Source organism: Pelagibacterium sediminicola, assembly GCF_003390885.1.
Classification (GTDB): domain Bacteria; phylum Pseudomonadota; class Alphaproteobacteria; order Rhizobiales; family Devosiaceae; genus Pelagibacterium; species Pelagibacterium sediminicola.
Genome location: NZ_QMEL01000002.1, coordinates 589,071 through 609,563, shown reverse-complemented (window position 1 = coordinate 609,563; position 20,493 = coordinate 589,071). Strand labels below are relative to the sequence as shown.

General features: G+C 62.8%; 21 protein-coding genes and 1 tRNA gene. 14 read left to right on the top strand and 8 right to left on the bottom strand.

Annotated features, from left to right (window positions below):
- Positions 1–88: 88 nt before the first annotated feature.
- Both DQG18_RS16000 and DQG18_RS06130 read left to right on the top strand, forming a co-directional pair.
- The gene (locus DQG18_RS16000; protein WP_157970028.1) at positions 89–226 is read left to right on the top strand and encodes a hypothetical protein; all 138 of its coding nucleotides are present in this window, start codon (positions 89–91) and stop codon (positions 224–226) included.
- Positions 227–390: 164 nt separating this feature from the next.
- Positions 391–1,209, top strand: a complete 819-nt coding sequence (locus DQG18_RS06130; protein ID WP_157970027.1) for a hypothetical protein — start codon at positions 391–393, stop codon at positions 1,207–1,209.
- Between the two features lie 141 nt (positions 1,210–1,350).
- Here DQG18_RS06130 and DQG18_RS06125 read toward each other — a convergent pair whose 3' ends face one another.
- Entirely contained in the window at positions 1,351–1,785 is a 435-nt protein-coding gene (locus DQG18_RS06125; protein WP_116653331.1) for a ubiquitination-like system serine protease family protein, read from the bottom strand.
- Complete coding sequence (locus DQG18_RS06120; RefSeq protein ID WP_116653330.1) at positions 1,782–2,582, bottom strand: ThiF family adenylyltransferase; 801 nt, start codon at positions 2,580–2,582, stop codon at positions 1,782–1,784. Before DQG18_RS06120 ends, DQG18_RS06125 begins: the two co-directional genes overlap by 4 nt.
- Positions 2,583–2,641: 59 nt before the next feature.
- On the opposite strand from DQG18_RS06120, the gene DQG18_RS06115 reads away from it, so the two are divergent.
- Positions 2,642–3,444, top strand: a protein-coding gene (locus tag DQG18_RS06115; protein WP_116653329.1) for an IS5 family transposase whose coding sequence is annotated in 2 segments (ribosomal slippage) — positions 2,642–2,972 and positions 2,972–3,444 — 804 coding nt in all. Because the reading frame shifts where the segments join, the coding sequence is not laid out codon by codon here.
- A gap of 91 nt (positions 3,445–3,535) precedes the next feature.
- Here DQG18_RS06115 and DQG18_RS06110 read toward each other — a convergent pair.
- The 3 genes from DQG18_RS06110 to DQG18_RS06100 form a co-directional block, all read right to left on the bottom strand.
- Positions 3,536–3,612: transfer RNA gene (locus DQG18_RS06110), tRNA-Arg, on the bottom strand.
- A 158-nt stretch (positions 3,613–3,770) separates the two neighbouring features.
- Positions 3,771–5,159, bottom strand: a complete 1,389-nt coding sequence (locus tag DQG18_RS06105; RefSeq protein ID WP_157970026.1) for a sensor histidine kinase — start codon at positions 5,157–5,159, stop codon at positions 3,771–3,773.
- Positions 5,160–5,227: 68 nt separating this feature from the next.
- A complete protein-coding gene (locus DQG18_RS06100; protein WP_116653327.1) occupies positions 5,228–6,652 on the bottom strand; it encodes a dihydrolipoyl dehydrogenase family protein in 1,425 nt (474 codons plus the stop codon).
- Between the two features lie 328 nt (positions 6,653–6,980).
- On the opposite strand from DQG18_RS06100, the gene rpmH reads away from it, so the two are divergent.
- From rpmH to yihA, 4 genes are read left to right on the top strand one after another with little or no spacing between them, the layout of a single operon-like run.
- The gene (rpmH, locus tag DQG18_RS06095; RefSeq protein ID WP_116653326.1) at positions 6,981–7,115 is read left to right on the top strand and encodes a 50S ribosomal protein L34; all 135 of its coding nucleotides are present in this window, start codon (positions 6,981–6,983) and stop codon (positions 7,113–7,115) included.
- Between the two features lie 11 nt (positions 7,116–7,126).
- Complete coding sequence (gene rnpA, locus DQG18_RS06090) at positions 7,127–7,522, top strand: ribonuclease P protein component (RefSeq protein ID WP_116653325.1); 396 nt, start codon at positions 7,127–7,129, stop codon at positions 7,520–7,522.
- Positions 7,519–9,354, top strand: a complete 1,836-nt coding sequence (gene yidC / locus DQG18_RS06085) for a membrane protein insertase YidC (protein WP_116653324.1) — start codon at positions 7,519–7,521, stop codon at positions 9,352–9,354. Before rnpA ends, yidC begins: the two co-directional genes overlap by 4 nt.
- 52 nt (positions 9,355–9,406) lie before the next feature.
- The gene (yihA, locus tag DQG18_RS06080) at positions 9,407–10,036 is read left to right on the top strand and encodes a ribosome biogenesis GTP-binding protein YihA/YsxC (RefSeq protein WP_116653323.1); all 630 of its coding nucleotides are present in this window, start codon (positions 9,407–9,409) and stop codon (positions 10,034–10,036) included.
- Positions 10,037–10,042: 6 nt separating this feature from the next.
- On the opposite strand, the gene DQG18_RS06075 is transcribed toward yihA, so the two are convergent.
- Complete coding sequence (locus DQG18_RS06075; protein ID WP_157970025.1) at positions 10,043–10,846, bottom strand: alpha/beta fold hydrolase; 804 nt, start codon at positions 10,844–10,846, stop codon at positions 10,043–10,045.
- Positions 10,847–10,856: 10 nt separating this feature from the next.
- Positions 10,857–11,066, bottom strand: a complete 210-nt coding sequence (locus DQG18_RS15995) for a hypothetical protein (protein ID WP_157970024.1) — start codon at positions 11,064–11,066, stop codon at positions 10,857–10,859.
- Here DQG18_RS15995 and lepA point away from each other — a divergent pair.
- The 4 genes from lepA to DQG18_RS06055 all read left to right on the top strand — a co-directional run bounded on the left by lepA (position 11,065) and on the right by DQG18_RS06055 (position 15,454).
- Positions 11,065–12,882 (top strand): translation elongation factor 4, encoded by a 1,818-nt coding sequence (lepA, locus tag DQG18_RS06070; protein ID WP_116653321.1) that lies wholly within the window; start codon positions 11,065–11,067, stop codon positions 12,880–12,882. The two genes, DQG18_RS15995 and lepA, sit on opposite strands and share 2 nt — an antisense overlap.
- An 85-nt stretch (positions 12,883–12,967) precedes the next feature.
- Entirely contained in the window at positions 12,968–13,660 is a 693-nt protein-coding gene (locus DQG18_RS06065; protein WP_116653320.1) for an HAD family hydrolase, read from the top strand.
- Positions 13,661–13,747: 87 nt separating this feature from the next.
- Positions 13,748–14,641 carry a cation diffusion facilitator family transporter gene (locus tag DQG18_RS06060; protein WP_116653319.1) on the top strand — a complete coding sequence of 298 codons (894 nt, stop codon included), beginning with the start codon at positions 13,748–13,750 and terminating at the stop codon, positions 14,639–14,641.
- Positions 14,642–14,857: 216 nt separating this feature from the next.
- Positions 14,858–15,454, top strand: coding sequence for a cell wall hydrolase (locus DQG18_RS06055; RefSeq protein ID WP_116653318.1), 597 nt, complete (start codon positions 14,858–14,860; stop codon positions 15,452–15,454).
- An 83-nt stretch (positions 15,455–15,537) separates the two neighbouring features.
- On the opposite strand, the gene DQG18_RS06050 is transcribed toward DQG18_RS06055, so the two are convergent.
- Positions 15,538–17,136 carry a phosphoenolpyruvate carboxykinase gene (locus tag DQG18_RS06050; protein WP_116653317.1) on the bottom strand — a complete coding sequence of 533 codons (1,599 nt, stop codon included), beginning with the start codon at positions 17,134–17,136 and terminating at the stop codon, positions 15,538–15,540.
- Positions 17,137–17,460: 324 nt separating this feature from the next.
- Between DQG18_RS06050 and DQG18_RS06045 the strand changes: the two genes are divergently transcribed.
- From DQG18_RS06045 to DQG18_RS06035, 3 genes are all read left to right on the top strand, one after another.
- Positions 17,461–18,177, top strand: coding sequence for a response regulator transcription factor (locus DQG18_RS06045; protein ID WP_116653316.1), 717 nt, complete (start codon positions 17,461–17,463; stop codon positions 18,175–18,177).
- A gap of 96 nt (positions 18,178–18,273) precedes the next feature.
- Positions 18,274–19,977 carry a stimulus-sensing domain-containing protein gene (locus tag DQG18_RS06040; RefSeq protein WP_116653398.1) on the top strand — a complete coding sequence of 568 codons (1,704 nt, stop codon included), beginning with the start codon at positions 18,274–18,276 and terminating at the stop codon, positions 19,975–19,977.
- On the top strand, positions 19,974–20,441 hold the full coding sequence (locus tag DQG18_RS06035; RefSeq protein ID WP_116653315.1) for an HPr kinase/phosphorylase: 468 nt from the start codon (positions 19,974–19,976) through the stop codon (positions 20,439–20,441). Before DQG18_RS06040 ends, DQG18_RS06035 begins: the two co-directional genes overlap by 4 nt.
- The last annotated feature ends 52 nt before the right edge of the window (positions 20,442–20,493 follow it).

Sequence of the window (20,493 nt, the reverse complement as noted above, 5' to 3'; positions counted from 1 at the left end):
ATGTAAATAGTCGAAACGTATAACTAATTAAAAATACCAGATAGTTATCAAATACCAAACGAGTATTTGAAAGAGGCCGGATAGTTTTTTGTTCTACCAGATAGCAACAGGCGCGCTTTCTGGTAGCTATCTGTGTTCATTATTCGGAATGAAGATGCGCCGCTCGGGACGATTCGGGGCAATGCTGGCTGCGCTTTTGAAAAAAGGCGCTCCGAAAGCCGCGTGAATACTTGGCTGACAGAACAAACTTGCCATAGCGCCGTACATTGCGGACAATTTGCGGTGGTCGATTCCGACCTCGCGCAATCTATTCCAACAACTTACGAGGAAAATTCCCCTAACAAAAAGAAAATCCACCAGAGTCGGGCCGTTCGTTAGATAGAGATATTTGTGAAATCAGCAATCCAAATATCTCAAAACAGTTACAATCACGCAAGTAATTTTTGCGATGTTTTCGTGCGCCCTGATTTTCTGCGGGTTTTCTCCGAACCGATAGGGGAGAAAACCATGACTATGCAAAACGCCTGCGCGCAATCCGCCTTCGTGGACGCGCACCGGCACCTGAAAACCCGAATCGTCGAGGGCAGTGCGCCCGCGCCGGTCACGGCAATTCCGGTCAACACGGAACGCCGCGCCCGCTCGTTGCAAACCTGTCATCGCTACCGGGCGCACGAGCCGGAACGGCGACCGGTGCCGAAGGATAGCGGGGCCTATGTGCCGGAGCTGGCGGCGCGGCTCGAAGACGACCCCAATCTCTGCGACGGCGCGCGGCGCTGTGCGCGCAAGCTCGCCGAAGAAACCTACCGCAAGGACCGGGACAGCCGTTCGCTGGCGGTGACAGTCACATACCCCGCGCGGGCGCTCGGCCGTTGCCGCCGCACGGTGCAACGCTATCTCCGCCCGCTCGAACGGGAAGGCTATATCGCGGTCGATGTGATTGCCGGGGCGCGCTCGCGCATGTGCGTCGGGCTGGTCGTGCGGCTGTGCGATCCGCTGATCGCCCGCCATCACCGGCAAAAATGGCTCGGCAGCGCCCGGAATGCAGGGGCGACAGCGGCGTCACAGAAACATAGGTTCAAGGGTTATATAAAGGGCAACTGCCCTCAAATTCCGGTTCAGCAATGGGCCATGCGCTGCATGGACGGCGTTTTCTGCTCCCTTATAAAAACCGACCCGCTCGCCGGGCTGCCTGCTATCGCTCCGGCCTGACAATCCGGGCCGCTACAGCCATGCCGATTCCGGCCCGATTGCGGGGCGGGGAATGCGGTATGGCCTTCAGGGGGTGTTCGGCCCGGTCAGCGCCAGAACGCATCCTGACGCAACCTCGGCGAAATCAGGGGCCTTCCCGTATCAGGACCACAAACGGGAGAGCCACGACCAGAATCCGCTCTTCGGCTTGGCGGGCGGCGCGGAGCGAGTCGGCTTGGCAGCCTGTTCCGACTGGTCGAAATAACGGGCTTTGGCGCGACGGTCGTGGGCGCGGACGCCGTCGATCTGCTCCTGGGTCATGTTACCCGCCCAACGGACCTTGCCCTTATCGATCCAGTAGTGGGAGCGGCAGGGAAAGCTCCAATTGCCAATCGAAGGATGAAGCGACACCGAAACGCCGTCATAGGTCAGTTTCCAGTCGGTCGGGCTGAGCGGCGTCACCACTTCCAGGCCGCAGCCGCAGCAGCATTTATGCGCGACCGTGGCGTATTCCATCGACACGTAAAGCGTATGCTCGGCGAGTCGGTCCGGGACGCTCGTGACAAATTCCGTGTCGAGGACGATGGGCTGTTTCATGGCTTGTCCTCGTTCAGAAGCATGTTGCCGTCGAGCGTGTAGGTGCAATGGTGTTCGTCATCCAGATCGAGGTAGAAGCCAAACAGCTTCTTCCACTTGATGACCGCCAACGCCGCGTTCAGGTCGGCAATCTGAATATTCTTGGCGTACAGGTCATCGGCCGCGCCGGCGGAAAGGCCGATGCGCTTCTTGTCGCGGACGTGCGCATTCATGCGTGCGGTGCACGTCGTCGTCCTCACGATGCCCTGCAGCTTGTCGTCCACAAGGTCGATGCCCATCCCGACATCGACGTAGGGGATGCCGAGGGCCTCCAGCTTCTCGATGATCGGCCGCTTTACATCGCCGCGATCAACGCAAAGGAAGACGAACACCATCCCGTCGAGGCAGTCAGCATTCGCGGCGTCGATGTGAAAATCCTGCGCCACGATGTTCCGGCGCATCGGCGCATAGCGGTCGCGGAAGTAGTGGACTTTTTTCGGCGCGGCCTTCAGTTCGGCAAGCGTCGCGGCTCCGGGCGAGCGGAACGCATTGTGCTGGAGGTAATGGTCGCCGTCGAAAAGATGGATCCCATGGACCGGCGTTTTCGCCACCACGTCGAGGACGTAGGAACCCGTGCCGCCAAGGCCGATGATCGCCATCCTGGGCAGGGCCAGCTTTTGCGACAGGGCGTAGATGCCCGCGCGGCTTGAGGCCGTGTCCAGATACTCAAATACGGAATCGGGGTCGTCGGCTTCGATCACCCGGAACGTCTTTGCCGTGGCCGTCGGATCGATGGCCGCCGCATGGCTCGACAGCATGTCGGCCTAAGAACTCCTAACAAAACCTTTTGTTAACCATGGATGGTCGAGTTTCTGGCATGGCTAAGAAACTCCTTCCTGATGATTTGTGGGCAGAGGTCGCCCCGCTGATGCCTGTTCCCGCTGCACGCCCGAAGAGCGGTCGTCCGCCGGTTGCAGCCCGCGATGCGCTGATCGGCATCCTGTTTGTGCTCTACACCGGGATCCCGTGGGAACGGCTGCCGTTTGAGGTCGCCGGTTGCTCGGGAATGACCTGCTGGCGCCGGCTGCGCGACTGGCAGAATGCGGGCCTGTGGGACAAGCTGCATCGCCATATGCTCGACCGGCTCAATCTGGCCGGCGAGATCGACTGGTCGCGCGCCTCGGTGGATGCCTCGTCCGTTCCCGCCAAAAGGGGGGCGATGCGACAGGCCCGAACCCGACCGATCGCGGCAAACCGGGCGCCAAACGCCACATCATGGTCGACCGCGCCGGCATCCCTCTCGCTCTCGTCCTGACCGGAGCCAACCGGCACGACAGCATGGCGCTGACCGACGTCGTCGAGGCCGTCCATCCCGTGCGCCAGAAGCGCGGCCGGCCCCGCAAGCGACCCGCCAAGTTCCATGCCGACAAGGGCTACGACTTCGACCGTTGCCGCCGCGACCTGCGCGCCCGCTCCATCACGCCCCGCATCGCAAGGCGCGGCGTCGAAACCAGCAGCCACCTCGGAAAGCACCGATGGGTCGTGGAGAGGACGTTCGCATGGATCAACCAGTTTAGGCGGTTGATCGTCCGCTACGAACGCCATGCCGATCTCTATCGCGCTTTCCTCGTCATCGCTGCCGCAATCATATGCTTCAGAGCAACAGAACGGTTTTGTTAGGAGTTCTTAGCCAAAACCGGCATAATTAAAAAACATGGCCGGTATGATACTTCCCGTCACGTTCAAAAAATTCAATAAAATCAAGTAATTATGGCGCGCCCGAAAGGATTCGAACCTCTGACCCCCAGATTCGTAGTCTGGTGCTCTATCCAGCTGAGCTACGGGCGCGCGGTGCCGGTTGATGGGGTGGTCCCCGGCGGCAGGGGGAACGCTTATACCGGGTTGGCGTGCAATGCAAGTGTCGGTGCGAGCGTTTTGGGAATAAGTGGACGGCGGCTTGCAAAGGGGAAAGTCTGCCGGGGTGTTGGGGTGCTGTGCCGTACCGTTCAGGCGCAGGTGGGCGTGGGAAAATCGAGGGCGAAGGTGGCGCCGGTGGTGGTTTCGAGCAGGGTCAACTCGCCGCCATTGGCCGTCACCAGTTCGCGCGCGATGGCCAGCCCCAGTCCCGTGCCTCCGGCGCGGGCCGAGCCTTCAAAGGCGACAAAAAGGTTTTCGCGGGCCCGGGGCGGCAGGCCCGGGCCGTTGTCGGCAAGGAAGAGCCGCGTCCGGCCGGGCGAGCGTTCGGCATCAAGCGTCACGGTGGGGCCGGTGGTCTTCCCGTCCACCGCCTCGAGTGCCTCGCGCGCGTTCTTCATGAGATTGACCAGCACGCGGCCAAGATGGTCGGGATCGAGCTCGAGCACGATGTCGTCGCCCACCCGGTTGTCGAACCGGATGACCGGATGGCCGGCGAGACCGGCAGCAAGCGCGCTTTCAAAACCAAGCGCCCGCACGCCCACCGGCTGGGGCCGGGGCAGTCCGGCCTGCTGGCGGCCATAGTCGAGCACCGACTGGGCAAAGCCGATGGCCCGGTCGAGGGTGTTGACGAGCCTTGGCGCCAGCCTTTGCACCTTGGGGTCGTCCAGCGTCGCCACCTGATCGGACAGCAGTTGGGCCGAGGTCAGCATGTTGCGCAGATCGTGGTTGATCTTGGCGACCGCCAGCCCCAGATCGGCCAGATGGCGGCGCTGGCGCAGCATCGAGAACAGTTCGGCCTGGGTATCGGCCAGCGCCTGTTCGAGTACGGCGATCTCGTCGTCCCGGTCCGGATCGGGCGTGATAATGAGGGTGCCGTTCTCGGGATTGTTGCGGAAGGCCAGCACATTGGCGGTCAACCGCTTGATCGGGGCGATCAGCAGGCTTTCGGCCAGCACATAGATGACGATGGCGGTCACCCCGGCAATGATCAGCGAAAGCGCAAGGATATTGCCCGAATAGGTGAGCATGTCGGCGCGCAGTGGTCCGTCGGGCATCAGCACCTCGACCACCACGTCCCCGGCGCCGGGCGGCACGCCCACGATGCGCAATATGCGGTCTCCGCCCAACAACAGCGTTTCGGTGGCATCCATGATCAGCCGGACAGGGTTGCGGTCGCGCATGTCGGCGAGATGGGCTTCGGCGGGCATCGTGGCGCCCTCGATGGCGATGAGATCGGTCTGCCCGGCCCGGCGGTAGACGATGGCGAGCGCGCCCGCCGATTGCAGCAGTGGATCGGTGATCTCGACGGGCAGATCCATGACGTCGGGCACCGCGTCGAACACCCGCACCGCCACCCCGCCGATGCGCAGCCGGTCGTCGAGCCAGCTTGCCCGGTAATTGGCGAGCGAAGGGAAAAACACCGCGACTTCGACGAGCAGGATGACAAAGGCGATGGCGGTGATGAGTTTGAAGGACAAACCCCTTACCGGCCCCCCAACCTTTTTGCCATCGCGCGTCATCATGAAAGCCTATAGGGGGATTTTTTCTATGGCAACAAACGCTTAAGCGCCCCGACAGCTCGCCAGAAGGGTGGCTGCCGGTGGGTCGAGGCGTATTGGGCGGCCATGCGTGGCACGATCTCGGAGAGGGCCGGGTAGGGGGCAAGGAGGTTTTCGAGGTCAAACAGCGTCAGCCCCTGCGCCATCGCCAGCCCCAATATCCCCGCAATCTCGCCCGTGCCCTCGCCGCATAGCCCTGCCCCCACGATCTTGCCCCTGCTGGTGACCAGCAGCTTGATGTGCCCGTCCTCGCGCCGGTTGACACGGGCCTTGTCGAGTCCGGCAAAGCCATGGCGGAGAACCGTGAAGCGGTCCTTGTAGCGGGCACGGGCCTGGGCTTCGGTGAGGCCGATCGCTGTGATTTCAGGGTCGGTGGCGATGAGCCGGGGCAGCACCGGGGGGGGCAAAAGGCCAAGCCGGCCCCCAACGGCGTGGTTCGCCGTCCAGGCACCCATGAAGCGCGCGGCGTGGACCGAGCGCGTGCCCGCCGCATCGCCCACGCAATAGATGCGGCGGTTGGAGGTGCGCGCCATTTTGTCGAGTATCGGTCCGTTCCCGCCGCCCCGGGCGCGCGCCTTGCCCAGATCGAGGGTATCGAGGTTCGAGGTCCGCCCGGTCGCGACCAGCAGATGGGTGCCCTCTATGCTGCGCTCCTCGGGGCCGGTCCTGACGATCACCGCGATGTTGTTTTCTTCGCCACCCACTGAGACGATGCCGCTATTGGCGATGATCTCGATCCCTTCTTCTTCCAGCCGGGCGGTGAGCAGGCCGGCCAGTTCGGGATCTTCGTCCCCGAGCGGGACCAGCATGTCGATGACGGTTACCGCGCTGCCCAGCCGCCGGTGGGCCTGCGCCAGCATCAGGCCCGTCGCTCCCGCGCCGATGACGATGAGATGGCCGGGGCGGCGGGTGATCTCGAAAACGGTTTCCGGGGTGAGAAAGGCGACCGTATCGAGACCGGGGATTTCGGGCACGAAGGGGCGCGAGCCGGTGGCGAGGATGAATTTTTTCGCCCCGATCCGCCGTTCGCCCGCCATAATGGCTGCCCGTCCCGTAAAGATCGCGGGCTGGCGGATGATCTCGGCGCCCAGCGCCGCCAGCCTTTCAGCCGAGCTTTGCGGCCGGGCTTCCTCGATCAGCGTTTTGATATGGGCGTTGAGGCGCGAAAAATTGATGCGCGGGGCGTCAGCCCCGATGCCGAACTCGGCGGCGTTGCGGATATCGAGGGCGCGGCGCGCCGAGGCAGCGAGCGCCATGGCGGGCAGGGCGCCCCAGTTGAGCGCCACCCCGCCCATCTCGACGGCCTCAACGATCGCCACCGTCTTGCCGAGCGCGAGCCCCTTTTCGGCGGCGGCAAGCCCGGCCGGACCCGCGCCGATCACGCACAGGTCGAATTTTTCCGCAACTGCCACTCGTTCTTCCGGCCCCCTCGACGCGCCGCTCTTGAAATTGGGATCATTGCAAACCGTTCCGGGTCACGACTGAAGCCAGAACGTCATCCGTTTCCATCAGAACCTCAAATTATCTAGCGTAGATCGCCGGGGCTGACCAGTCGGGGCCTGATCGGTGCGCAGGCCATCTGCTCGATTGACTTGAGGTTCCCTTTTACCTATAAGCCGCCCAACCTTTGCCATGGCAGCGGGCGTCATGCCTTTGCTCTTTGGTGGACCGAAGCGGTCGAAAAAGACCAACGCAAGTTTTTTATCAAGAGGATCGCGCCGGCGCGCGCGGTAAAGACCCATGAAGCGTACTTTCCAGCCGAGCAATCTTGTTCGCAAGCGCCGCCACGGTTTCCGGGCCCGCATGGCCACTAAGAACGGCCGCATCATCCTGGCCCGCCGCCGTGCGAAGGGCCGCAGCCAGCTTTCGGCGTAATTGTCGGCGCCGTGCCGGACACCCCGGCATTACCGTTAAGACGCCTCAAAAAGCGGGCGCAGTTCCTTAAAGCCGCGCGGGGCACGAAAGTTGCCAGGCGCGGCTTTGTGTTGCAGGCGGTGCGGGTCGGAGAAGACAGCCCGGGCGTGGGGTTCACGGTCACCAACAAGACCGGCAACGCGCCCGCGCGCAACAGGATCAGGCGCCGGCTGCGCGCGGCCGTCGCAAAAACCGGCGGCCAGCTTGCCGCAGGACACGATTATGTCTTGATCGGGCGGCGCGAGGCCTTAAATGAACCCTTTGCTGCGCTGGTGGAGGACCTCTCCGCTTCGATAAGGCGTATCCACAAGGTTGAACGGCCCGATAAACCACGCAAGGGCCGAGCGGGTGTTGAAGTAGAGCCATGAACGACCAACGCAATATGATCCTGGCCATCGTCCTGAGCATGGCTGTGCTCTTTGGCTGGCAATTCTTCATCGCCGGGCCGCAGCTCGAACAGGCCCAGCGCCAGGCCGAGACTGCCGCCGAGCAGCAGGCCGCCGGCGAGGTGGCGCGCGACGGGCTCGATATCGCCGCCCCCCAGGGCGAACCGGGAGCGGGGGCCGCAACGTCCTCTTCGACCGACATTCTCAGCTTTGCAACCCGCGATGCCGCGCTGGCCGCCAGCCCCCGCGTTCCCATCCGGACCCCGGCGGTTTCCGGCTCGATCAATCTCGTGGGGGCGCAGATCGACGATCTGCATCTTTTGCGCTACCGCGAGACGATCGACGACGACAGCCCCACCATCACGCTGTTGTCCCCGGCCGGTTCGCCCGAACCCTATTTCCTCGAACAGGGCTGGGTGGCCCCGGCGGGAAGCGCGATCGCGCTGCCGGACGGCCAGACCATGTGGACGCTCGAGACCGGGGAGACCCTGACGCCTGAAACCCCTGTGACCCTTGCCTGGGACAACGGGGAAGGTCTTGTCTTCCGCCGCACCATCGCGCTCGATGAGAGCTATATGTTCTCCATCACCCAGAGCGTTGAAAACACCGGCGCCGCCGAGATCGCGCTTTATCCCTATTCGCGCATCATGCGGCTCTATACGCCCCGGACGCAGAATTTCTTCATCCTGCACGAAGGCCCTATCGGGGTTTTGGGCGATGCCAATCTCATCGAGATGAGCTATGGCGATCTCGAAGGGGACGGCCAGCGCGATTACGCGGCGACCGGCGGGTGGCTGGGCTTTACCGACAAATACTGGGCGACCGCGATCATTCCCGGTCAGGACGAGACGATCAATGCGCGGTTCTTCCACACCCCGCGCGCCGGAAACGGCAATGATTATCGCGCCAATTTCGTTTCCCAGTCGGCGGTTGCCGTGCCGGCTGGTGCCACCGCCGAGCACACGAGCCTCGCTTTTGCCGGCGCCAAGGTCGAATCGATCATCGATGCTTATGAGCAGGGCCACGGGATCGACCGGTTCGAGCTCCTGATCGACTGGGGCTGGTTCCACTTCATCACCAAGCCCATGTTCTATCTCATCCGGCTGCTTTACGAGTTCCTGGGCAATTTCGGGCTCGCCATCCTTGCGGTCACGGTGATGATCAAGGCGATCTTCTTCCCCCTTGCCAACAAGAGCTATGCCTCGATGGCCAATATGCGGCGCATGCAGCCGCAGATGAAGGAGATTCAGGAAAAGTACAAGGACGACCGCGCCGCCCAGCAACAGGCGATGATGGAGCTCTACAAGAAAGAAAAGATCAATCCGGTCTCGGGCTGCTGGCCGGTCCTGATCCAGATTCCGGTGTTCTTTGCGCTCTACAAGGTCCTTTTCGTCACCATCGAAATGCGGCACGCCCCGTTCTTTGGCTGGATCCAGGACCTCGCGGCCCAGGACCCCACGACGGTCTTCAACCTGTTCGGTCTTCTGCCTTACGACCCCACCATCGTGCCGGTCATCGGTCCGTTCCTGCAGGTGGGCATCTGGCCGCTCATCATGGGCGTTACCATGTGGGTGCAGATGAAGCTCAACCCGCCCCCGGCCGATCCGACCCAGGCGATGGTCTTTTCGCTCATGCCGGTGATCTTCACCTTCATGCTTGCGACCTTCCCGGCGGGGCTGGTCATCTACTGGGCGTGGAACAACTTCCTTTCGGTCATCCAGCAATGGGTCATCATGAAGCGCCATGGCGTGGAGGTGGACCTTCTGGGCAACATCAAGAACAGCTTCAAGCGCAAGCCCAAGGCTGCGGATTGATCAAGACAACAGGAAGGGCCGGGAAACCGGCCTTTCCCGCTTCTGGTGCACCATGACCGATCCCGCCGAAACCGTCCGCCTGCTGTTCGCGCGCCCATGGGTGTTCCTCAAGGGGTGTGTGCGCGTATCGGACCTGCCGGCCGATAACGTAATAGAAGTGGCCTTCGCCGGGCGCTCCAATGTGGGCAAATCCTCGCTCATCAACGCGCTGGTCGGCCAGCGCGCGCTGGCCCGGACCTCGAACACCCCGGGGCGCACGCAGGAGTTGAACCTTTTCGCGCCCGAACAGGGCGGCATCCGTATCGTCGACATGCCCGGCTACGGGTTTGCCAAGGCGCCCAAGCCCGTCGTCGAGAAATGGACGAGACTCATCCACCAGTTTTTGCGCGGGCGCCCCAATTTGCGGCGCGTCTACGTGCTGGTCGATGCGCGCCACGGGCCCAAGGCCAATGATGCAACGGTGATGAACGAACTCGACAAGGCCGCCGTTTCCTACCAGGTGGTGCTGACCAAGGCCGACAAGCTGCCGCAAAAGGGGCTCGATGCGGTGCTGGCCGCAACGGCGCAATTCATCGCCAAGCGCCCTGCTGCCCATCCCGAACTGATCGTGACCTCGAGCGAAAAGGGCGAGGGGATCGACACCCTGCGCGCCGAGATCGCGGCACTGATCGGCAACGGCTGAGCGACTTTATCTCTCGATAAATTCCAGAACCGCTTTGCGGAACGCATCGGGCCGGTCGAGATTGGCGCAATGGCCGGCGCCTTGCATGCGAACCACCGTGACGTTTGGCCGTTGCTCCAGCGCCTTGAGCTTTGGATCGAGCGCGCGGTTGACCGCGCTGTCGCGCGCGCCGCGGATGATGAGATAAGGCCCCTCGAAACCCAGTGCATTGGCGGTGAGATCATAGCGGTGCACGGCTCTCCCCACGGCCAGCGCAACGGTGGGGTCGAAGTCCCGCACAAGGGGGCCGATGATGGCGCGCCCTTCGGCGGTCGGGGTGGTACCGCGCGCCGCGACCCAGCCCACGGCGCGCTTGCCCATCAACCGGTAGGTGAGCGGGAGGAGTGAGGGTGTCACTCTCGGCAAACCGAGCGCCGGGGCCGTGCCGAATGTCGTCAGCGTACGGAAGCGTCGGGCATGGTCCTTGACGAGAAAAAGCGCCAAAATGCCGCCCAGCGAATTGCCGACATAATCGACCGCCTCACATCCGGCATCGTCCATGATTTCGAGAAGGTCGCGGGCCATGCGCTCGATGGTGTAGCTCGCCTCGGGCGCCCGCCCCGAGCGGCCATGACCGCGCAGATCGGGCACGATGACCCGGAACCCCTGGCCTGCAAAGAACCGTGCGTCGGCGTCGAACTGGTCGGCCCCCGCGCCCATGCCGTGGACGATCATCAAGGGGCGGCCGTCCGACTGGCCATGATCGAACCAGACGATCTCGACACCGTCGCCCGTCATGGTCCTGCGCTCGAAGCGTGCCGTCCCGGTCATGCGTTCCCGATCACAATGCCTGCCGTAAAACCGGTGTGGCCATGAATTTTCCCCCGATATAGGCGATTGTCCGGAATTCGACAAACCCGATGGTAGCGGCGGCATCCTTGCCGCTCGGGAAAAGGGGGAATGATATTTGCGCTGCCTGCTGCCGGGCGCGCTTAAGGGGTAATAAACCATCTTCCAAACGCCCCGGGTTTCCTGCTATCAGCGGCGCCATGACAAAGCCGTCCAGAACCCCTTTGAGCCACATCCGCAATTTCTCGATCGTTGCCCATATCGACCACGGGAAATCAACGCTTGCCGACCGCCTCATCCAGATGACGGGCGGGCTCGACCTGCGCGAGATGAAAGAGCAGGTGCTCGATTCCATGGAGATCGAGCGCGAACGCGGCATCACCATCAAGGCGCAGACCGTGCGGCTCGAATATGAGCACACCGATGGCGAGCATTACGTGCTCAACCTCATCGATACGCCGGGACACGTGGACTTTGCCTATGAGGTGAACCGTTCGCTCGCCGCCTGCGAGGGTTCGCTCCTGGTGGTCGACGCCGCGCAGGGGGTGGAAGCGCAGACGCTGGCCAATGTCTATCACGCTATCGAGGTCAATCACGAGATCGTGCCGGTCCTGAACAAGATCGACCTGCCCGCCGCCGAGCCCGAGCGCGTCAAGCAGCAGATCGAGGACGTGATCGGGATCGACGCGTCCGATGCCGTCGAGATTTCCGCCAAAACGGGGCTGGGGATCGACAAGGTGCTCGCCGCAATCGTCGAGCGCCTGCCCGCCCCCAAGAGCAATGAGAATGCGCCATTGAAGGCGCTGCTGGTCGATAGCTGGTACGACCTTTATCTCGGCGTCGTGGTGCTTATCCGGGTGATCGACGGGCGCATCAAAAAGGGCCAGAAGATCCGCATGATGGCAACCGGCGCCTCCTATGAGCTCGACCGGGTGGGCGTCTTCACCCCCAAGCTGATCGATGTGGGCGAGCTTGGCCCCGGCGAAATCGGGTTCTTCACCGCCTCCATTAAGGAAGTCGCCGACACCAATGTGGGCGACACCATCACCGATGACAGAAAGCCGACCGACGCGCCGCTCCCCGGCTTCCGGCCTGCCCAGCCGGTAGTGTTCTGCGGGCTCTTCCCGGTCGATGCCTCCGATTTCGAGGACCTGCGCGCCGCGATGGGCAAGCTGCGGCTGAACGATGCGAGCTTTTCCTATGAGATGGAGACCTCGGCGGCGCTGGGCTTCGGGTTCCGCTGCGGGTTCCTTGGCCTTCTGCACCTCGAGATCATCCAGGAGCGGCTGGCGCGCGAATTCGATCTCGACCTCATTACCACCGCGCCTTCGGTGGTCTATGAAATCGAGATGACCGATGGCAGCCAGATCGAGCTCCATAACCCCGCCGACATGCCCGAGGTGGTCAAGATCGCCGAAATCCGCGAGCCGTGGATCAAGGCGACGATCCTGACGCCCGACGACTATCTCGGCGCGATTTTAAAGCTCTGCCAGGAGCGGCGGGGCATCCAGACCAACCTCTCCTATGTGGGCAACCGGGCCATGGTCGAATACGACCTGCCGTTGAACGAGGTGGTGTTCGATTTCTACGACCGGCTGAAATCGATCTCCAAGGGCTATGCGAGCTTTGACTACCAGCTCTCCGACCATCGCCCCGGCGATCTGGTCAAGATGCAGATTCTGGTCAATGCCGAGCCGGTCGACGCGCTTTCGATGCTGGTCCACCGCTCGCAGGCCGAATATCGCGGGCGCATCATGTGCGAAAAGCTCAAGGAGTTGATTCCCGCCCACCTCTTCGTCATCCCCATCCAGGCCGCCATCGGCGGACGCATCATCGCCCGCGAAACGGTGCGCGCGCTGCGCAAGGACGTGACTGCCAAATGCTATGGCGGCGACGCGACGCGTAAACGAAAACTGCTCGAAAAGCAGAAAGAGGGGAAAAAGAAGATGCGCCAGTTCGGCAAGGTCGAAATCCCGCAAGAGGCCTTTATCAAGGCGCTCAAGATGGGGGATCAATAACGCCCCAAAGGAGGAGCCCTTAACCTTTCCGCCCGGGCGTGATAGGAACGAGTGCTTCTTCTGTCCGAAGCCTTTCCAGCGATCCATGCTCTATTTTTCCGATCCTTTCGACGCCGTCATTTTCGATATGGACGGCACCTTGCTCGATACCGAAGCGGTGTTCCGCACCATCGTTTTCGATGTGTGCGCCGAACTCGGCTTCGAGATGACCGACCTCGTCCACAAGTCGATTGTCGGCAGTTCCCACGAGGCGACGCAAAAGCTGCTGGTCGAGGCCTATGGGGTGAGCTTTCCCTATGCCCTGTTCGATGATATGTGCCGCAGCCACATGCACAGGAAAGTGGCCTTGTCCCCGGTGCCGCTCAAGCCGGGTGCCGCGGACCTGCTTGCAGCGCTCGGTGCGCAAGGGGTGCCGCTCGCGGTTGCCACCTCCTCCCGGCGCGCCCACGCCGAAACCCATCTGAGCGGCGCCGGAATCCTCGAGCATTTCGATACGATCATCACCCGCGACGACGTCAGTAACCCCAAGCCGCACCCCGAACCCTATCTTACCGCTGCCCGCCGTCTGGGCGCCGCGCCCCGTCATTGCGTGGCGTTCGAGGATTCGCTGGCCGGGGTTCGTGCGGCCCATGCAGCGGGCATGCGTACGGTCATGGTGCCCGATCTCGTCGACCCCACCGAGGACATCAGGGCGCTGTGCCATGCGGTAATCGACAGCCTCGAGCATGCCCGTTTCCAGCTTGCATCCAGCCCCGGTGATGCAACTGGTTCTCAATAGCATTTGCAAGTAAAAACAAGGGGATAGACAAGGTGCGCCTGCGCACGTAAGGAAGGTTCACACCCTGCTTCCCGCGCGGACGACGTCATGTTCAAACCTACCCCGATCCGTCTTGCCATCGGCTCGATCCTTGTCGGGCTTGTGGTTCTTGCGCTCAAATTCTGGGCGGCGGAGATCACGGGATCGGTCGCGCTCCTCTCGGATGCGCTCGAAAGCATCGTCAATGTCGTGGCTGCCTTTGCCGCGCTGATCGCGGTGCGGCTCGCCGCGCGGCCGGCCGATGCGACGCTCCCCTATGGCTATCACAAGGCCGAGTATTTCTCCGCCGTGCTCGAGGGTGTATTCATCCTCATCGCCGCCCTCGCGATCTTTTACCAGGCTTGGCAGGCCATCGCCAATCCGCACCCGATCGCGCTCGATGTGCAAAGCGCCGCCATCGTCCTTGCTGCCACCGCGATCAATGGCGCGTGGTGCGCGGTGCTGATCGGCCAGGGCAGAAAGCTGCGCTCCCCAGCCATCGAGGCGGACGGCCATCATTTGTGGACCGACGTGCTCTCCTCGCTCGGGGTCATCGTGGGGCTGGCCGCTGCGCTGCTGACGGGCTGGATGATTCTCGATGCGCTGATCGCCGTTCTGGTCGGGCTCAACATCCTGTGGTCGGGCTCGCTTCTGGTGGCGCGTTCGGTGGGCGGGCTGATGGACGCAGCGCTTCCCCCCGAGGACCTCGAAACCGTGCGCCAGACCATCCAGACCAACGCCGAAGGGGCGATCGAGGCTCACGACATCCGCACCCGGCGGGCGGGGCCGGCGACCTTCATCGAGTTCCACCTCGTCGTGCCGGGAGAAATGAGCGTCGAGACCGCCCACGAAATCTGCGACCGGATCGAAGCCGCGCTCAAGGCCGCAACAGATGGCGCCCGCGTCACCATCCATGTCGAGCCCGAGCACAAGGCCAAGCATTCAGGTATCGTGGTCGTGTGACCGACCGCGCCAATTTCGCTAAAATGCCATCCTTTGGCACAAGCCGGTGCTAATCCCGGACCCTTATTGAGCCCTATCGCGCCGTAAAGGGCGCCGTTAACCATTGATTAAGCTTAACATCGCGTTAATACTAAGCTTTGGTTAAAAAGCGATGCAACAGGGCAGGCCGCGCCCGTTCGAGGTGCGGTGCAAGAACAAGGGCTTGGGACAATCGGGATGGCGCTGGGTGGAAACGCCATAGGTGGAATTTTGCGCGGCGCGAAAGCGGCCGCGCTTGCGTTGCCGCTGGCTTTGGCGGCTCTGTCCGCGCCGCTCGCCCAGGAAGCGCTGACCCCTGACCTGGTCGCCAGCTACGTGGCCTCGCCCGATTTCCGGCTGACCGAGGAGCGCAAGGCGTTCGCGGCAAGCGAAGTTCACTGCCTTGGACAAGCGGTCTATCACGAATCGCGCGGCGAGCCCGATCAGGGGCAATGGGCAGTGGCCTCGGTCATCCTCAACCGCGTCGAATCGCGGCAATACCCCGATACGGTCTGCGGCGTCGTCTTCCAGAACGCGCATATGCCCAACCGCTGCCAGTTCTCTTTTGCCTGCGACGGGCGGCCCGACGATGGCGGGCACGGCAACCGCATCGATCGCCAGAGTTGGGTCAAATCCCACCTCCTCGCCTCGATCGCCTATGATAAATACCTGCGCGGCAAGCGGCACGAGGACGGTCTGACCACAGCGCTGCACTTCCACACCACCAGCGTGGAACCGCAATGGGCCTCGGCCTATGTGGCGGTCGCCACTATTGGCGCGCATATTTTTTATTAACCGCGCCCGCGCCCCTGCCTCTCCCTTCGCTTCCCCGGCTTTCGCCGGGAAAGCGACGGAGGAAAATAAAACTCAATGGCGATCTATTCCGCTGCCACGGCCAGCCTTGGCCCGGCTTCGGCGATCTGCACGTCGGCTGCGGCGAACTTTTCAAAGTTGGCCTCGAACAGCCCCACGAGCTTTGCCGACTGGCGGTCATAGGCGGCCTTGTCGGCCCAGCTTTCGCGCGGGTTGAGGAGTTTTGCGTCAACGCCGGGCACTTCGAGCGGCACCGAGAACCCGAAGACGGGATCGACCCGCGAAGGCACGTTGACCAGCGCGCCCGAAAGCGCGGCGTTGAGCAGGGCGCGGGTATCCTTGATCGAGATGCGCTGGCCGACCCCATAGGCCCCCCCGGTCCAGCCGGTGTTGAGAAGCCAGCATTCGGCAAGGCTCTCCTTGATGCGCTTTTTAAGCATGCGGCCGTAAACGGTGGGGTGCAGGCTCATGAACGGCGCGCCAAAGCAGGCCGAAAAGGTGGCTTCAGGCTCGGTCACCCCGCGCTCGGTCCCGGCGACTTTTGCGGTGTAGCCGGAAAGGAAATGATAGATGGCCTGTTCGGGCGAGAGCCGGGCGATAGGGGGCAGGACGCCGAAGGCATCGGCGGTCAGAAGCACTACATTGGCCGGCGTCGGCCCCGTCCCGGTGCGCGAGACGTTGTCGAGCACATAGAGCGGATAGGCAGCGCGGGTATTTTCGGTGCGGGAGCCGTCGCCGAAATCGAGCTCGCGGGTGTCGGGGTCCATGGTGACGTTTTCGAGTACCGTGCCGAAGGCTTTGGTCGCCGCGAAAATTTCCGGCTCGGCCTTTGGCGACAGGTTGATGGTCTTGGCGTAGCACCCACCTTCGAGGTTGAAGACCCCGTCCTCGGACCAGCCATGCTCGTCGTCCCCGATCAGAACGCGTTCAGGGTCAGTCGAAAGCGTCGTCTTGCCGGTGCCCGAGAGCCCGAAGAACAGCGCGGTATCGCCTGCCTTGCCGGTGTTGGCCGAGCAATGCATGGGTAGGACACCCTTGTTGGGAGCATGGAAATTAAAGAGCGAAAACACCGATTTCTTGATCTCGCCCGCATAGGCGGTGCCCCCGATCAGGACGATGTTGCGCGAGAAATCGAGCGCGATGACCGTTTCGGAATGGGTGCCGTGCCGTGCCGGGTCGGCCTTGAAGGCAGGGTTGTGAAGGATGGTGACGTCTGGCGCAAACCCGTCGAGCGCCGCCTTTGCCGGGCGGATCAAAAGGTTGCGGATGAACAGCGCGTGCCAGGCCGAAGGTGTCAGTACCGCGACGTTGAGCTGGTGCTTGAGATCAGCGCCGGCGTAAAGCTGCTGGACGAAAATCTCGCTATTTTCCATGCCCCTGGCAAAATCGGCCAGCAGCACGTCGAACTGCTCGGGCGCCATGGCTTTCGTGTTGTCCCACCAGACGAGCTTTTCAGTCAGCGCGTCGCGCACGATGAACTTGTCCTTTGGCGAGCGGCCCGTGAACTGGCCGGTATCGGTGACAAAGGCGCCATCGACGCTCAAGGAGCCCTCCCCGCGCGCGATCGCCATCTCCACGAGGGCGGGCGCGGCATCGTTGAGGTGAACCTTTGCGGCTTTGCGGGCCGTTTCGGTCGCAAGGCTCTGGCTGCTTACGGTGGTCATCGCAAATACTCTGGGCAATGTTGTCCGGCAGTCCGTCATGGCCCGCCATTGTGAGGCAAGACTAGCCGCGCGCGGCGTTCGCCCGCCATCTGGCAATGGGTCGTAAGACGTTCGTCTAGCCGATGGCAGTTGCGGCCCGGCGCAAAAGGATTGGTTTCCGGGCCGACTATCCCCATCTGGGGTAGCAAATGGAACCAATTGGCCTTGCCATATTTTCCGCGTAATATGCGTTCCATTACGCAATGGACCAATCGTGACGGCAGTACTGGCGCCCGCAACACCTGAGAAACCGGGCCGGTGCGCGGCAAACATGAAGGGAAGTCCATGCCAAAGATCGCTCTCGTTGACGACGATCGCAACATTCTCACCTCGGTTTCGATGACGCTCGAAGCCGAAGGCTATCACGTGGCCACCTATACGGACGGTGCTTCGGGCCTCGAGGGGCTGACCAGCGACCGGCCCGACCTTGCCATTCTCGACATCAAGATGCCGCGCATGGACGGGATGGAGTTGTTGCGCCGCCTGCGCCAGAAATCGGACGTGCCGGTGATCTTCCTGACCTCTAAGGACGAAGAGATCGACGAGCTGTTCGGGCTCAAGATGGGCGCGGACGATTTCATCACCAAGCCCTTTTCCCAGCGGCTTCTGGTCGAGCGCGTCAAGGCCGTACTGCGCCGCGCCGCCGCCCCCAAGGAAGGCACCACCCCCGCCGCCAATGGCGAGGAGGGCGCGGCCCGGACCTCGATCGAACGCGGCGCGCTGGTGATGGACCAGGAGCGCCACACCTGCACCTGGAAGGGCCAGCGGGTGACGCTGACGGTCACCGAATTCCTGATCCTTCTGGCCCTTGCCCAGCGCCCCGGCGTCGTCAAGAGCCGCAACGCGCTGATGGATGCGGCCTATGACGATCAGGTCTATGTCGACGACCGCACCATCGACAGCCACATCAAGCGGCTGCGCAAGAAGTTCAAGAGCGTGGACACGGCCTTTGACATGATCGAGACCCTTTACGGGGTCGGATACCGCTTCAAGGAGCAATAGTCCGGCTTGGACATCAGAGAGACAAGTCAGACCGGTGCTCCGGCCTCGCGTGCCGAGCAGAAGGCGCGCGCGGACGAGGAGCGCCGCGCGGCGCGCATGCCGCTGGCCCGTCCAGTCTTTGCGTTCTTTCGCGGGCTGGGGCGGCTCATCAACTTCACCTTCTTTTCTTCGCTTACCCGCCGCATTGTCATCTTGAACCTCGTGGCGCTGGCCGCACTGGTCGCGGGAATCATGTACCTCAACTCCTTCCGCGCCGGATTGATCGATGTGCGCGTGCAGGCGCTAAGGGTCCAGGGCGAGATCATCTCGGCAGCGATCGCGGCGTCGGCCACCGCCGATTCCAACGTTATCGAGGTCAACCCCGACCGCCTGCTCGAACTTTATATGGGTGAATATTCCTCGCCGTTTTCGTTTTTCGATCCCACGCTCGAATTCCCCATCAATCCCGAGCGGGTTGCCCCGCTCCTGCGCAACGTGGTGGCGCCGACCCGGACACGGGCCCGAATCTATGGGCGGGACGGGATGATGATCATCGATTCCAACAATATCTTTGCGAGCGGAGAGATTCTCAGCGCGCCAGCAGCGCCCGCCGAGCCCGAGGGCACCGGCTTTTTCCTCTTCGATATCTGGAACTGGGTGGCCCGGTTCCTGCCTGGGGGAACCTATCCTCTCTATCAGGACTATCCCGCCAATGAGGGGCTGCGTTACCCCGAAGTCGCCTCGGCGCTCAACGGATCGCCCGCCGATATCGTGCGGGTCGATTCGCGCGGCCAACTCGTTGTCGCCGTCGCCGTCCCGATCCAACGCCAGCGCTCGATCGTGGGGGCGCTGCTGCTCTCGACATCGCCGGGTGAGATCGATGAGATCGTCACCCAGGAGCGCTGGTCGATCCTGCGGATCGCGCTGGTCTCCGCGCTCGTTACCGGATCGCTCTCGGCGCTGATGGCGGGGACGATTGCCGGGCCGATGCGGCGGTTGGCCGAGGCCGCCGAGCGCGTCCAGACCTCGATCACCGCGCGCGAGGAGATCCCCGACTTCACCGACCGGTCCGACGAGATCGGGCACCTTTCGGGCTCGCTCAGGGCCATGACCAACGCGCTCTACAACCGGATCGACGCCATCGAACGGTTCGCGGCCGATGTGGCGCACGAACTCAAGAACCCGCTGACTTCCCTCCGAAGCGCGGTCGAGACTCTACCGCTGGCCCGAACCGATGCGGATCGCGCCCGGCTCACCGAGATCATCCAGCACGACGTACGGCGGCTCGACCGGCTGATCTCCGATATCTCCAACGCCAGCCGGATCGATGCCGAACTGGCACGCGAGAATACCGAAAAGGTCGATCTGGCCGGGCTCGCCCAGGCCATCTGCGCCATCCAGAGCGATCTTGCCGCCACCCACGGGGTCTCGGTGGTCTTTTCGCAAAAGAAAGGCAAGGCCGAGCCGCTGGTGCTCGGGCACGACACCCGGCTCGCCCAGGTGTTCACAAACCTCATCGACAACGCCATCTCCTTTTCGCCTTCGGGCGGGACGGTGGGGGTCTCGGTGGGCGTCGAGGGCGATTATGTGGTGGCGCGCGTCACCGATGAGGGGCCGGGGGTTTCCGACCCCGAAAAGGTGTTCCAGCGCTTTTACACCGACCGCCCCGAGGCCGAATCCTTTGGAGATCATTCGGGTTTGGGGCTTTCCATCTCACGGCAGATTGCACAGGCCCATAAAGGCGCGCTAGAAGCGGGGAACAGGGATGACGGCAGGGCCGGCGCCTTGTTCACGCTAACCTTACCGCGAGCCAGGACGTGACGGTCAAGAAACACAATACACACGGCACGGGCATCCTGATCGGCGATCACGGCATTCTGCTCACCGGAGTCTCGGGGGCGGGCAAGTCGCTGCTGGCGCTCGACCTGATCGAGCAGGCCCGTTTGCGCCGCGAAACCGCGTTTCTGATTTCCGATGACCGCGTTCTGCTCTCGACCGACGAGGACGGGTTGGTGATGGAGCCGCCCCCGACCATCGAGGGGATGATCGAATTGCGCGGGCGGGGCATCATCACCCTGCCATATGTGAAGTCCGCGCATGTGCATCTGGTGGTCGAACTGGTCGAGGACGAGCAGCGCCTCCTTGAAGAATCGGAGATGACCACCAAGATTCATGGCATCTGGGTTCCCCGGTGCCCCGTGCCGACGCGCGGCCGTATAGACGGGCTGCACCAGAGATTTCTCGTTCACGCCGCCCTCAGGGCCCTCGGTGCGCGTATCGGTTGATTTTTCGACAAAAGACTTGAAACCGGCAGCGGAGCAATCGACACTCCGATCC

Coding starts and splice junctions, on each gene's coding strand:
- DQG18_RS06125 (WP_116653331.1), bottom strand. CDS start 1,785: ATGAAACAGCCCATCGTCCTCGACACGGAATTTGTCACGAGCGTCCCG.
- DQG18_RS06120 (WP_116653330.1), bottom strand. CDS start 2,582: ATGCTGTCGAGCCATGCGGCGGCCATCGATCCGACGGCCACGGCAAAG.
- rpmH (WP_116653326.1), top strand. CDS start 6,981: ATGAAGCGTACTTTCCAGCCGAGCAATCTTGTTCGCAAGCGCCGCCAC.
- yidC (WP_116653324.1), top strand. CDS start 7,519: ATGAACGACCAACGCAATATGATCCTGGCCATCGTCCTGAGCATGGCT.
- yihA (WP_116653323.1), top strand. CDS start 9,407: ATGACCGATCCCGCCGAAACCGTCCGCCTGCTGTTCGCGCGCCCATGG.
- DQG18_RS06075 (WP_157970025.1), bottom strand. CDS start 10,846: ATGACCGGGACGGCACGCTTCGAGCGCAGGACCATGACGGGCGACGGT.
- lepA (WP_116653321.1), top strand. CDS start 11,065: ATGACAAAGCCGTCCAGAACCCCTTTGAGCCACATCCGCAATTTCTCG.
- DQG18_RS15995 (WP_157970024.1), bottom strand. CDS start 11,066: ATGGCGCCGCTGATAGCAGGAAACCCGGGGCGTTTGGAAGATGGTTTA.
- DQG18_RS06065 (WP_116653320.1), top strand. CDS start 12,968: ATGCTCTATTTTTCCGATCCTTTCGACGCCGTCATTTTCGATATGGAC.
- DQG18_RS06060 (WP_116653319.1), top strand. CDS start 13,748: ATGTTCAAACCTACCCCGATCCGTCTTGCCATCGGCTCGATCCTTGTC.
- DQG18_RS06055 (WP_116653318.1), top strand. CDS start 14,858: ATGGCGCTGGGTGGAAACGCCATAGGTGGAATTTTGCGCGGCGCGAAA.
- DQG18_RS06050 (WP_116653317.1), bottom strand. CDS start 17,136: ATGACCACCGTAAGCAGCCAGAGCCTTGCGACCGAAACGGCCCGCAAA.
- DQG18_RS06045 (WP_116653316.1), top strand. CDS start 17,461: ATGCCAAAGATCGCTCTCGTTGACGACGATCGCAACATTCTCACCTCG.
- DQG18_RS06040 (WP_116653398.1), top strand. CDS start 18,274: ATGCCGCTGGCCCGTCCAGTCTTTGCGTTCTTTCGCGGGCTGGGGCGG.